This window comes from Pseudomonas sp. LAM2023 (genome assembly GCF_016620375.1).
Taxonomy (GTDB): Bacteria; Pseudomonadota; Gammaproteobacteria; order Pseudomonadales; family Pseudomonadaceae; genus Aquipseudomonas; species Aquipseudomonas anuradhapurensis.
This window is the reverse complement of sequence record NZ_JAENHV010000029.1, coordinates 12955-27557: the sequence shown is the minus strand read 5'-3', so window position 1 is coordinate 27557 and position 14603 is coordinate 12955. Positions and strand designations below refer to the sequence as shown.

Below are 14603 nucleotides of genomic sequence, written 5' to 3'. Positions count from 1 at the left end.
CGTGCCAGCTGGCTATTGGGCTGCAGGGCAGCCCAATAGCGCACCAGCTATCAGCTGTCCTTGTTGTGGATGATGATGGTCGGGTCAGCACCGCTGATCAACGAGTTGATCGTGGTGTTGGACCAGTTCACCCCTTCCAGCTTGATGGTCACATCAGCATTGGCGATACCACCTTCGGCGTTCAGCTTGCCTTCGCTGCTCACCTGCAGTGTCGTCGTGCCTTCCACCGTGGTGAGCTTCAGGTAGTTGTCGATGGTGCTGCCCTTCTCGCCCTGGAGCAGGTCCTTCAGGTCGATCCGGTCGCCCTCGGCCACCTTGAAGTCCTTGATCACATCGTTGCCGATGTCACCAGCCTTCCACACGAAGGTGTCGGCACCGCTTCCGCCGATCAGGATATCGTTACCCTGGCCGCCGATGAGGGTGTCGTTGCCGGTACCGCCCAGCAGGATGTCGTTACCTTTGCCACCATCCAGCGTGTCGTTACCCCCCTGACCAAAGAGGATGTCATTGCCATTGCCGCCCGACAGGAAGTCGTGGCCGTCGTTGGCACCGGAAATATCGAACTCGTTGTAGTGCTCGGTAATGTACTGGTGGACGTTGCTGGTGGTAATGGCACTGGCTTCGACGCCGCTCTTCTGTGCCACATAGGTCTGCAGCGCTTGGTAGCCTTCGCTGACGACACCGTCGAGGGTGATCAGGTCGCCGAAGATGATGTCGTTGCCATTGCCGCCATCAAGGCTGTCGGCGCCCGGCAAGGTCGCCTCGGAATGGCCGAGAATCGCCTTGGCCAGATCGGACGGGTCAATGCCTGCCTGGGGTTTGCCAGCAGAGTCGTACGGTTTCAGGTCGTTCAGCGTGACATCGCTGTTCAAGCCAATCGCCTGCACTTTACTCACGCCGTTGGTGCCACCGAGCAGGTTGAAGCTGGCGGTAGTGCCTGCTGCCGACTCCTGGTAGTTCCAGTACTCACCGTAGCCCGAACCGTCCAGGCTGGAGAACTCATAGGTGCCATCGCCCTGGGCATGCAAGGTGCCGACGGTGTTGGTGGACTGCAGCACCAACTCCCCTTTCTTGTTCTCGCCGTAGGTCAGAACCTTGACCGAGCCACTGCTGCTGATCTCGACTTTGTGAGTGGCGTCGGCCCAAACGCTGAAAGTGTCGCCGAGTTTGTAGTTGTTGACGTTGACCACGTCATCCAGATACTTGCCGTTGGTCCACAGCCGCGGGTTGGTGCTCTCCCCGCTCTGGTAGTAGGTCGGCTTGCCGTCGGTGATGAAGTAGGTCAGGTTCTCGGCATTGGTGTTACTGCTGGCCATGGTGCTCTTGAAGAAGTTGGCCGTAGCCTTGAACACGTCTTCATAGTTGGTACCACCACCGCTCGCCATGGAGTTCAACACGGACTGCAGCTTGCTCAGGGCATTCGGGTCGGCAAGGTTCACCGCCACGTTCTGCTTGACCTGGGTATCGAAGTCGACCAGGAAGATGTTGACCGTGCCCGAAGTATCCGAACCCAGGCTGGCCTTGAGCGTATTGAACACCGAGGCCAGCTGAGTCTTCGCGTCCGAAATCGACTTGTCGCTCATACTGCCGGAGCTGTCGACGATAAAGGCAATGTTGTAGTTCTTGCCCTGAACCACGTTCAGCCCGGATACGTCGGCGACCATGATGTCGTTGCCTTCGCCGCCGGTCATCGTATCGTTGCCCGAAGTACCAACGTTGGCTTTATAGGTGGCAGCGTATACGGTCACCGGAATATTGCCGGTGGTGACAGCCGAACCGCCCACGCTTTCGGTTGCGACCGAAGTGACCGCGATGTCGAACGAACCTTTGAAGTAGGCCGGCGGAGTCAGCGTCAGGCTGCTGAGTTTCCAGCCGGTCACGTCTACGGGGCCCGTACCGACCGTGACAGTGTGGCCTGCGCCATCGCTCAGCACAGTGCCTTTCGGAATACCGCTGAGGGATACGCTCAGGCTCTCGGAACCGTCGGTATCGGTCAGCGCGGTCGAGATACCGACCAGTTTCACCGAACCACCTTCCGGCCCTTCATTGAGCTTGTAGCCGTCGTAGTAGCTCTGGCCATTGACGGTGTGCAGGTCGGACACGCCCAGGCCTGCGTTGGCCATCTCGGTCACGTTCTGGTACATCTTGATGTTCGAGCTGCTCAGGTCGGTGACAGCACCCGAGCCGACCTGGATGTTAAGGTCGTAGCTGCCTGGCCCAGTCTGGTTGGCATGGTAGACCTCGATCGGGTAGTAGCCACTGGTGTTCGGGGTGAAGCTGCCCGAAACCTGGCCACCCGCGCCCCAGGTGGCGGTGACCACAGTCTTGCCACCGATGGTGACCACGAAGCTGTCGTCGGCGGTGCCGCTGAAGTTGTAGGTCTTGCCGGCTTCCAGATAGATCAGGCCGGAGGTTTTCGAGCCGGTACCAGCACTGACGCTGCCATCGGACTGCACATTGGTGGTGGTGCTGCTGGCGTTGGCATTGCCGGAGTTGGCAAAGACCGTCTTCAGGGCGTCGCCGGTAATGCCACTACCGTCGGTACCCAGGCCTTTGAGGCTGGTCCAAACTTCCTTGGTCAGGCCTTTGGACTCGATCTCGGCGCTGCCGAAGCTCAGGGTCGGCTTGTCGGCAACCGGGCTGATGTCGACCTTCATGGTCACTTCACTGCCCAGGTTGGTGCCATCGTTCGGCTTGAACTTGAACTGCGCGTAGTCGGCCTGCTGGTTACCTACGCCATTCCCTCCGTAGTTGTCCGTACCTGACTGGTTGGGAGCCGGAACGAACTTGAGGTTGTTGGCCGTAATATCAGCCTGGCTGACCACCTGGCCAACGGTCACGTTCACCCACGTTGTACCGTTGAAGAACTGCAGGCTACCCGCAGCCGGTAGCGAGGTAATGGTCACGGACAAGCCGGTGTTGGTATCGGCATCGGTGACTTTGAAATCGCCCCAGGCAAACACGTAGTCGGTGTCTTCCACGCCAAACACTGCACCGCCAGGAGAAACCGGCAAGTGGTCATTGTCGAGGATGGCCGTGGTCACGCTGGCATTGCTGCTGTCGACCTTCAGGTTCTCGAAGCTGCCACCGGTGGCACTTTCGATCTTCACGGTGAAGTTCTCGGTACCCTCGACAAGCTTGTCGTCAATGGTCGCGATGTCGAAGGTGGTGCCAGTGCTGTTGGCCGGGATCTTCACAGTGGTGACACCGGTGAAGTCCTCGCCATTCTTGGCAGTGCCGCTGTAGCTGAGGGTAATGGTTACCTCAGACTTCGATGGGTTGCTCAGGGCCAGCGTGTAGTGGCCGGTTTCGCCTTCGGTCAGCGACGTACTACCGCTGATGCCAACCGTGGTGACATCGCCCTGCCCGCTGCCTGGCTCATCGGTCACGGTGGTGCTTACCGGGGTCTTGTCCAGGGTCAGCTGTTCGAACTTGCCGACGTCGCTGCCGCTGACCGACGCGATCGACTTGATCACGGGGTCGTTGGCACCTGCGTAGACGTTGTCTGGCGCAGTGACAGTGGTGCTGCCCGTAGTACTGTTCGCCGGCACGGTGATGGTGGTGCCGTCGTTCAGGGTGAAGGTCAGCGCGTTGTGCTTGTCGATCGGCAAGCCGTCTTTGTTGGTCAGGGTCACGGTGTAGGTGATTACCCCGCCTTCGGTAACCGACGGTGTTGCGGTCAGTTTGGCCACCACTTCGTCAGTGGTGTCGGTGACCTGAACCTTGGCCGCATCGCCAAGTTGCAGGTTTTCGAAGGTACGGCCATCGACGTCCACAGCCGACTTGATACCCAGGCTTACTTCGCCTGCGTCCTTGTAGACGTCATCGCCTTGTGCTGCGTGCTCGTACGCTGCGCTGGTCTGGCCGGCTTTGATGGTGACCTGGGCGTTGTTGCTCAGGGTCACGACGAGATCGTGGGCCAGTGCCTGGTTGATGTTTACCGTGAAGGTCGGTTTGACGTTCTCGGCCACCGAAGGCTGGTCGGCAGTGATGGTGACCTTGACCAGGTCGCCTTCGTTGCCTGGAGTACCCGGCTCGTCGGTGACCGTGGTGCTGACCGGCGTCTTGTCGAGGGTCAGTTGCTCGAACTTGCCGGCGTCGGTGCCGCTGACCGACGCGATCGACTTGATCACGGGGTCGTTGGCGCCTACGTATACGTTGTCCGGAGCGGTGACCGTGACCGAACCGGTCGTGTCATTGGCGGGCACGGTAATGGTTTTGCCGTCGCTCAGCGTGAAGGTCAGTGCCGAGTGGTTGTTGATCGGCAGACCATCTTTGTTGGTCAGCGTGATGGTGTAGGTGATATCGCCGCCTTCGGTAACCGACGGCGTTGCGGTCAGCTTGGCCACCACTTCGTCAGTGGTGTCGGTGACCTGGACCTTGGCCGCATCACCCAGTTGCAGGTTCTCGAAGGTACGGCCATCGGCGTCCACCGCGGACTTGATGCCCAGGCTGACTTCGCCCGCATCCTTGTACACGTCATCGCCTTGTGCCGCGTGCTCGTACGCTGCGCTGGTTTCACCCGCCTTGATGGTGACCTGGGCATTGTTGCTCAGGGTCACGACCAGATCGTGGGCCAGGGCCTGGTTGATGTGCACGGTGAAGGTCGGTTTGACGTTCTCGGCCACCGAAGGCTGATCGGCAGTGATGGTGACCTTGACCAGATCGCCTTCGTTGCCCGGAGTACCCGGCTCGTCGGTGACGGTGGTGCTGACGGGCGTCTTGTCCAGGGTCAGCTGTTCGAACTTACCGACGTCGGTGCCGCTCACCGAAGCGATCGATTTGAACACAGGGTCGTTAGCGCCGACATAGACGTTGTCCGGCGCAGCGACAGTAGTGCTGCCGGTAGTGCTGTTCGCCGGAACAGTGATGGTGGTGCCATCGTTCAGCGTAAAGGTCAGCACGCCATGCTTGTCGATCGGCAGGCCATCTTTGTTGGTCAGGGTGATGGTGTAGGTGATGTCACCACCTTCGGTAACCGAAGGGGTGGCGGTCAGTTTGGCCACCACTTCGTCAGTGGTGTCAGTGACCTGAACCTTGGCCGCATCGCCCAGTTGCAGGTTTTCGAAGGTACGACCATCGACGTCCACGGCGGATTTGATGCCCAGGCTGACTTCGCCCGCATCCTTGTACACGTCATCGCCTTGGGCCGCTTGCTCGTACGCTGCGCTGGTCTCACCCGCCTTGATGGTGACCTGGGCATTGTTGCTCAGGGTCACGACCAGATCGTGGGCAAGTGCCTGGTTGATGTGCACGGTGAAGGTCGGTTTGACGTTCTCGGCCACCGAAGGTTGGTCGGCGGTGATGGTGACTTTGACCAAGTCACCTTCGTTGTTGCCACCTGGATTGCCCGGCGTACCTGGCTCGTCAGTGACAGTGGTGCTGACGGGGGTCTTGTCCAGGGTCAGCTGTTCGAACTTACCGACGTCGGTGCCGCTCACCGAAGCGATCGACTTGACCACAGGGTCGTTAGCGCCGACATAGACGTTGTCCGGAGCGGTGACAGTGACCGAACCGGTCGTGCCATTAGCCGGCACGGTGATGGTGGTGCCATCGTTCAGCGTGAAAGTCAGCGCGCCATGCTTGTCGATCGGCAGGCCGTCTTTGTTGGTCAGGGTCACGGTGTAAGTGATTACGCCGCCTTCGGTAACCGAAGGGGTAGCGGTCAGCTTGGCCACCACTTCGTCAGTGGTGTCGGTGACCTGGACCTTGGCCGCATCGCCCAGTTGCAGGTTTTCGAAGGTACGACCATCGACGTCCACGGCGGATTTGATGCCCAGGCTGACTTCGCCCGCATCCTTGTACACGTCATCGCCTTGGGCCGCGTGTTCGTAGGCTGCGCTGGTCTCACCCGCCTTGATGGTGACCTGGGCATTGTTGCTCAGGGTCACGACCAGATCGTGGGCGAGTGCCTGGTTAATGTGCACGGTGAAGGTCGGTTTGACGTTTTCGGCCACCGAAGGTTGGTCGGCGGTGATGGTGACTTTGACCAAGTCACCTTCGTTGTTGCCACCTGGATTGCCCGGCGTACCTGGCTCGTCAGTGACAGTGGTGCTGACGGGGGTCTTGTCCAGGGTCAGCTGTTCGAACTTACCGACGTCGGTGCCGCTCACCGAAGCGATCGATTTGACCACAGGGTCGTTAGCGCCGACATAGACGTTGTCCGGAGCGGTGACAGTGACCGAACCGGTCGTGCCATTAGCCGGCACGGTGATGGTGGTGCCATCGTTCAGCGTGAAAGTCAGCGCGCCATGCTTGTCGATCGGCAGGCCGTCTTTGTTGGTCAGGGTTACGGTGTAGGTGATGTCACCGCCTTCGGTAACCGAAGGGGTGGCGGTCAGCTTGGCCACGACTTCGTCGGTAGTGTCAGTGACCTGAACCTTGGCCGCATCGCCCAGTTGCAGGTTCTCGAAGGTACGGCCATCGGTGTCCACCGCGGACTTGATGCCCAGGCTGACTTCGCCCGCATCCTTGTACACGTCATCGCCTTGTGCCGCGTGCTCGTACGCTGCGCTGGTTTCACCCGCCTTGATGGTGACCTGGGCATTGTTGCTCAGGGTCACGACCAGATCGTGGGCCAAGGCCTGGTTGATGTGCACGGTGAAGGTCGGTTTGACGTTCTCGGCCACCGAAGGCTGATCGGCAGTGATGGTGACCTTGACCAGATCGCCTTCGTTGCCCGGAGTACCCGGCTCGTCGGTGACGGTGGTGCTGACGGGCGTCTTGTCCAGAGTCAGTTGCTCGAACTTGCCGACGTCGGTGCCGCTGACCGAGGCGATCGATTTGATCACAGGGTCATTGGTACCGACATAGACGTTGTCCGGAGCGGTGACAGTAGCCGAACCGGTCGTGCTATTAGCTGGCACGGTGATGGTGGTGCCATCGTTCAGCGTGAAGGTCAGCGCACCGTGCTTGTCGATCGGCAGGCCGTCTTTGTTGGTCAGGGTTACGGTGTAGGTGATGTCACCGCCTTCGGTAACCGAAGGGGTGGCGGTCAGCTTGGCCACGACTTCGTCGGTAGTGTCAGTGACCTGAACCTTGGCCGCATCGCCCAGCTGCAGGTTTTCGAAGGTACGACCATCGACGTCCACGGCGGACTTGATGCCCAGGCTGACTTCGCCCGCATCCTTGTACACATCATCGCCTTGTGCCGCGTGCTCGTACGCTGCGCTGGTTTCACCCGCCTTGATGGTGACCTGGGCATTGTTGCTCAGGGTCACGACCAGATCGTGGGCAAGTGCCTGGTTGATGTGCACGGTGAAGGTCGGCTTGACGTTCTCGGCCACCGAAGGCTGGTCGGCAGTGATAGTCACCTTGACCAGATCGCCTTCGTTGCCTGGGGTGCCCGGTTCGTCAGTGACAGTGGTGCTGACGGGGGTCTTGTCCAGATTGAGATTTTCGAACTTCCAGACATCTGCACCGCTGACTGCCTCGATGGCATTGACCACCGGTTGGTTGGCACCGACGTAGACGTTGTCTGGCGCGGCTGCAGTAGCCGAACCGGTAGTGCTGTTGGCTGCCACGACGACTGTGGTGCCATCACTCAGCTTGAAGTACAACTCCGAGTGGTTGTCGATCGGCAGACCGTCTTTATTGGTCAGCGTGATGGTGTAGGTGATCTCGCCGCCTTCGGTAACCGACGGCGTTGCGGTCAGCTTGGCCACCACTTCGTCAGTGGTATCGGTGACCTGAACCTTGGCCGCATCGCCCAGTTGCAGGTTCTCGAAGGTACGACCATCGACGTCCACAGCGGACTTGATGCCCAGGCTGAGTTCACCCGAGTCCTTGTAGACGTCATCTCCCTGCGCAGCATGCTCGTATGCTGCACTGGTCTCACCCGCCTTGATGGTGACCTGGGCATTGTTGCTCAGGGTCACGACCAGGTCATGGGCCAGGGCCTGGTTGATGTGCACCGTGAAGGTCGGTTTGACGTTTTCAGCCACCGAAGGCTGGTCGGCGGTGATGGTTACTTTGACCAGGTCGCCTTCGTTGCCCGGGGTACCCGGCTCGTCGGTGACGGAAGTGCTGACCGGAGTCTTGTCCAGATTCAGATTTTCGAACTTCCAGACATCCGCACCACTGACCGCCTCGATGGCATTGACCACCGGTTGGTTGGCACCGACGTAGACGTTGTCAGGCGCGGCTGCAGTAGCCGAACCGGTGGTGCTGTTGGCTGCCACAACGACGGTTGTACCATCGGTCAGCTTGAAGTACAGCTCCGAGTGGTTGTTGATCGGCAAGCCGTCTTTATTGGTCAGCGTGATGGTGTAGGTGATCTCGCCGCCTTCGGTAACCGACGGCGTTGCGGTCAGTTTGGCCACCACTTCATCAGTGGTGTCGGTGACCTGAACCTTGGCGGCATCGCCCAGTTGCAGGTTCTCGAAGGTACGGCCATCGGCGTCCACCGCGGACTTGATACCCAGGCTGACTTCGCCCGCATCCTTGTACACGTCATCGCCTTGGGCCGCGTGCTCGTACGCTGCGCTGGTTTCACCCGCCTTGATGGTGACCTGGGCATTGTTGCTCAGGGTCACGACCAGGTCGTGGGCCAGGGCTTGGTTGATGTGCACGGTGAAGGTCGGTTTGACGTTCTCGGCCACCGAAGACTGGTCGGCAGTGATAGTGACCATGACCAGGTCGCCTTCGTTGTTGCCGCCTGGGTTGCCCGGCGTACCTGGCTCGTCGGTGACCGTGGTGCTGACCGGGGTCTTGTCCAGAGTCAGTTGCTCGAACTTGCCGGCGTCAACGCCATCAACGGTGGCGATGGACTTCACAACCGGATCATTGGCACCTGCGTAGACATTGTCCGGCGCAGTGACATTTATGCTGCCGGTAGTGCTGTTCGCCGGAACGGTGATGGTAGTGCCATCGTTCAGCGTAAAGGTCAGCGCACCGTGCTTGTCGATCGGCAGGCCGTCTTTGTTGGTCAGGGTCACGGTGTAGGTGATTACGCCACCTTCGGTAACCGAAGGAGTAGCAGTCAGCTTGGCCACCACTTCGTCAGTAGTGTCGGTGACCTGAACCTTGGCGGCATCGCCCAGCTGCAGGTTTTCGAAGGTACGGCCATCGACATCAACGGCGGAGTTGATACCCAGGCTGAGTTCACCCGAGTCCTTGTACACGTCATCGCCTTGTGCCGCGTGCTCGTACGCTGCGCTGGTTTCACCCGCCTTGATGGTGACCTGGGCATTGTTGCTCAGGGTCACGACCAGATCGTGAGCCAGGGCCTGGTTGATGTGCACGGTGAAGGTCGGCTTGACGTTCTCGGCCACCGAAGGCTGGTCGGCGGTGATGGTGACCTTGACCAGGTCGCCTTCGTTGCCCGGAGTACCCGGTTCGTCAGTGACAGTGGTGCTGACGGGGGTCTTGTCCAGGGTCAGTTGCTCGAACTTGCCGACATCGTTGCCGCTGACCGAGGCGATCGACTTGATCACAGGGTCGTTGGCACCGACGTAGACGTTGTCCGGCGCAGTGACAGTGGTGCTGCCGGTAGTGCTGTTCGCCGGCATGGTGATGGTGGTGCCATCGTTCAGCGTGAAGGTCAGCGCGCCGTGCTTGTCGATTGGCAGGCCGTCTTGGTTGGTCAAGGTCACGGTATAGGTGATTTGGCCACCCTCGGTAACCGAAGGGGTGGCGGTCAGCTTGGCCACGACCTCACTGATAGTATCCGAGATCTCAACGGTAGCTGGGCCACTCAAGGCCAGCTTCTCGAAAGTGGCACCCGGAACAGTGGCGTCAGTAACGCTCAGGGTAATAGAGCCGGCGTCCTTGATGACGTCATCGCCCTGGGCTGGCGTTTTGTATTCGACTTCGGTTTTACCTGCCTCGATGGTCACGGTCTCGCCGTTAGACAGGGTTACGGTCAATGGTCGATCCAGCGCCTGGCTTACCTTCACGGTAAAGGACGGCTGCTGATCTTCAGTCACATTGCCATTGCTGACGATACTTACCGTGACGGTATCAATGCTGTCATTGATGACGGTAGAAGCCGGAGTCGGGTTCGGGACCAACTGCTCGAAGTTGCCACCGGTTGCACCGGTAATCGTGGTGCTGACGGTCGAGCCGTTGTTGTAGACATCGTTCGCTGGCGTCGCGAAGTCAACGCTGCCCTGGGTCTTGCCCGCTTCAACAGTGATGGTCTGCCCGTTGGACAGAGTCACGGTCACCGGAGTCTGGGCCGGATTGCTCAGGGTCACGGTGTAGGTGATGACGCCGCCTTCGGTTACCGATGGGGTAGCCGTCAGGGTCGCGGTGGTGGTGTCGACCGAGTCATTGATCGTGGTCTGGGCCGGAGCCGGGTTCGGAACCAGCTGCTCGAAGTTGCCACCGGTCGCGCCGGTAATCGTGGTGCTGACGGTCGAACCGTTGTTGTAGACGTCGTTCGCCGGGGTCTCGAAATCGACACTGCCCTGGGTCTTGCCCGCTTCAACCGTGATGGTCTGCCCGTTGGACAGGGTCACGTTCACCGGAGTCTGGGCTGGATTGCTCAGGGTCACGGTGTAAGTGATAACACCACCTTCGGTCACCGATGGGGTAGCCGTCAGGGTCGCAGTGGTGGTGTCGACCGAGTCATTGATCGTGGTCTGAGCCGGAGCCGGGTTCGGGGTCAGCTGCTCGAAGTTGCCACCGGTTGCGCCGGTAATCGTGGTGCTGACGGTCGAGCCGTTGTTATAGACATCGTTCGCCGGGGTCTCGAAGTCGACGCTGCCCTGGGTCTTGCCCGCTTCAACGGTGATGGTCTGACCGTTGGACAAGGTCACGGTCACCGGAGTCTGGGCCGGATTGCTCAGGGTCACGGTGTAAGTGATAACACCACCCTCGGTTACCGAAGGCGTGGCTGTCAGAGTCGCGGTAGTGGTGTCGACCGAGTCGTTGATCGTGGTCTGGGCCGGAGCCGGGTTCGGGACCAACTGCTCGAAGTTGCCACCAGTTGCGCCGGTAATCGTGGTGCTGACGGTCGAGCCGTTGTTGTAGACGTCGTTCGCTGGGGTCTCGAAGTCGACGCTACCCTGGGTCTTGCCCGCTTCCACGGTGATAGTCTGGCCGTTGGACAAGGTCACGGTCACCGGAGTCTGGGCCGGATTGCTCAGGGTCACGGTGTAGGTGATGACACCACCCTCAGTCACCGAAGGAGTGGCTGTCAGGGTCGCGGTAGTAATGTCGACCGAATCGTTGATCGTGGTCTGGGCCGGAGTCGGGTTCGGGGTCAGTTGCTCGAAGTTGCCACCGGTCGCACCGGTAATCGTTGTGCTGACGGTCGAACCGTTGTTGTAGACGTCGTTCGCCGGAGTCTCGAAGTCAACGCTACCCTGGGTCTTGCCCGCTTCCACGGTGATAGTCTGGCCGTTAGACAGAGTCACGGTTACCGGGGTCTGGGCTGGATTGCTCAGGGTCACGGTGTAAGTGATAACACCACCCTCGGTTACCGAAGGCGTGGCTGTCAGGGTCGCGGTGGTGGTGTCGACCGAGTCGTTGATCGTGGTCTGGGCCGGAGTCGGGTTTGGAGTCAGCTGCTCGAAGTTACCGCCGGTTGCATTCTCGATGCTCACATTGACGGTCGAACCATTGCTGTAGACGTCGTTGGCCGGGGTCGCGAAGTCGATGCTGCCCTGGGTCTTGCCGGCTTCCACAGTGATGGTCTGACCGTTGGACAGGGTCACGGTCACCGGAGTCTGGGCAGGGTTGCTCAGGGTCACGGTATAGGTGATGACACCACCTTCAGTCACCGAAGGAGTGGCTGTCAGGGTCGCAGTGGTGGTGTCGACCGAGTCGTTGATCGTGGTCTGGGCCGGAGTCGGGTTCGGGGTCAACTGCTCGAAGTTGCCGCCAGTGGCACCGGTAATCGTGGTACTGACGGTCGAGCCATTGTTGTAGACGTCGTTCGCCGGGGTCTCGAAATCGACACTGCCCTGGGTCTTGCCCGCTTCAACGGTGATGGTCTGGCCGTTGGACAAGGTCACGGTCACCGGAGTCTGGGCTGGATTGCTCAGGGTCACGGTGTAGGTGATGACGCCGCCTTCGGTTACCGATGGGGTAGCCGTCAGGGTCGCAGTGGTGGTGTCGACCGAGTCGTTGATCGTGGTCTGTGCCGGGGCCGGGTTCGGGGTCAGCTGCTCGAAGTTACCACCGGTTGCGCCGGTAATCGTGGTGCTGACGGTCGAACCGTTGTTATAGACATCGTTCGCCGGAGTCTCGAAGTCAACGCTGCCCTGGGTCTTGCCCGCTTCAACAGTGATGGTCTGCCCGTTGGACAGGGTCACGTTCACCGGAGTCTGGGCTGGATTGCTCAGGGTCACGGTGTAAGTGATGACACCACCCTCGGTTACCGAAGGAGTGGCTGTCAGGGTCGCAGTGGTAATGTCGACCGAGTCATTGATCTTGGTCTGAGCCGGAGCCGGGTTCGGGGTCAGCTGCTCGAAGTTGCCACCGGTCGCACCGGTAATCGTGGTGCTGACGGTCGAACCGTTGTTGTAGACGTCGTTCGCCGGGGTCTCGAAGTCAACGCTGCCCTGGGTCTTGCCCGCTTCAACAGTGATGGTCTGACCGTTGGACAGGGTCACAGTCACCGGAGTCTGAGCAGGGTTGCTCAGCGTCACGGTGTAGGTGATGACGCCACCTTCGGTTACCGAAGGCGTGGCTGTCAGAGTCGCGGTAGTGGTGTCGACCGAGTCATTGATCGTGGTCTGGGCCGGAGTCGGGTTCGGGGTCAGTTGCTCGAAGTTGCCACCGGTCGCACCGGTAATCGTGGTACTGACAGTCGAGCCATTGTTGTAGACGTCGTTCGCCGGCGTCGCGAAGTCAACGCTGCCTTGGGTCTTGCCCGCTTCAACGGTGATGGTCTGGCCGTTGGACAGGGTCACGGTTACTGGAGTCTGGGCCGGATTGCTCAGCGTCACGGTGTAGGTGATGAGGCCGCCTTCGGTTACCGAAGGAGTGGCTGTCAGGGTCGCAGTGGTGGTGTCGACCGAGTCGTTGATCGTGGTCTGGGCCGGAGTCGGGTTCGGGACCAACTGCTCGAAGTTGCCGCCAGTGGCACCGGTAATCGTGGTACTGACGGTCGAACCGTTGTTGTAGACATCGTTCGCCGGAGTCGCGAAATCGACGCTGCCCTGGGTCTTGCCGGCCTCGACCGTGATGGTCTGGCCGTTGGACAGGGTCACCGTCACCGGAGTCTGGGCCGGATTGCTCAGGGTCACGGTGTAGGTGATGACGCCGCCTTCGGTTACCGATGGGGTAGCCGTCAGGGTCGCAGTGGTGGTGTCGACCGAGTCATTGATCGTGGTCTGGGCCGGAGCCGGGTTCGGAACCAGCTGCTCGAAGTTGCCACCGGTCGCACCGGTAATCGTGGTGCTGACGGTCGAACCGTTGTTGTAGACGTCGTTCGCTGGGGTCGCGAAGTCAACGCTGCCTTGGGTCTTGCCGGCTTCAACGGTGATGGTCTGACCGTTGGACAAGGTCACGGTCACCGGAGTCTGGGCCGGATTGCTCAGGGTCACGGTGTAAGTGATAACACCACCCTCGCTCACGGACGGGGTAGCCGTCAGGGTGGCAGTCGTGGTGTCGATGGTATCGGTAACCTGGGTAACCGCTGGCGTTTGCGGCACTGTCACCGTCAAACCATTGCCTCCGCTGGTACCCGTCACGGTCGTCGAAATCTGACCACCATCGATATACGGGGTATCGTTCGCCGGGACTACCACGTTGACGCTACCGCTGGTCTGCCCGGCGGGAATGACGATGACGGCACCATTGGACAGGGTGACGATCAGATTGCTGGTCGGAGCCTGACCAACCGTGGCGGTATAAACAATTACGCCGCCCGCTTCGCTGATTGAGGGTGTAGCACCCAGAACCAGGTCGGTAATGACATTGGTTTCAGTCGGCGGCGTGGTCACCAGGTTGTTGCTGGTTGTGTCCAGCACGCCAACCTCTTCGTCACCAGGCGCCGCGGCAAAACCCAGCCCTTCAGTCTGGAAGCCGACGGTAGGATCAACCCGGCCTGCCGTTTCTTCGAGCATGACAAAGCTGTGGCCACCGCCCAGCGCACCACCACCGCCCGCCGCCGATGGGCCAGCCGCAGTCGCTTCCAGTTCGGTAGTCGGGTCGACACCGGCAGCGATCGCCTGTTGCAGTTCCTCCACCGACGGTGCGGCCTGGGCAGTCGCCTGGCTCAGGTCGGCGCCGCTGTCAGGTGCATCAGCGCTCCATTGGCTATCGCGGCCCAGGTCGAGCAGACGGCCATCGGCCAGCTCCAGAGTAACTGCGCCGCCCGGGCCGGTGAGCACTTCCTCACCGGCCAGCAGACGATCTCCTTCAATCAGTACACGCCGGATGCCCTCTGGGGATACCGCAATAACCTGGCCGACAATACTTTTGACGATGGCTACAACGCTGCTCATTGGACTCTCCGTGTGACCCGATGGGTACTTCCCTGCCAGAGCGGCACTCACAAGCCACTTCAGGCGGAACTATGTCGATGATCTGTTGACGCTTTTTGGCGTCAATATTCCGTCTATAACGATTGAGGATTGTATAACTGCCAAACTATTGACCTTATACATGCCATCCTAAACAATCGGCAATGTAATGTCACATTGATATTT

1 protein-coding gene is annotated in these 14603 nt (G+C 60.1%); it reads right to left on the bottom strand.

The genetic code is table 11. The annotated features are described in order from the left end of the window. Nucleotides 1-50: 50 nt before the first annotated feature. Nucleotides 51-14399, bottom strand: coding sequence for a retention module-containing protein (locus JKP78_RS18440; RefSeq protein ID WP_200627146.1), 14349 nt, complete (start codon nt 14397-14399; stop codon nt 51-53). Nucleotides 14400-14603: the final 204 nt, after the last annotated feature.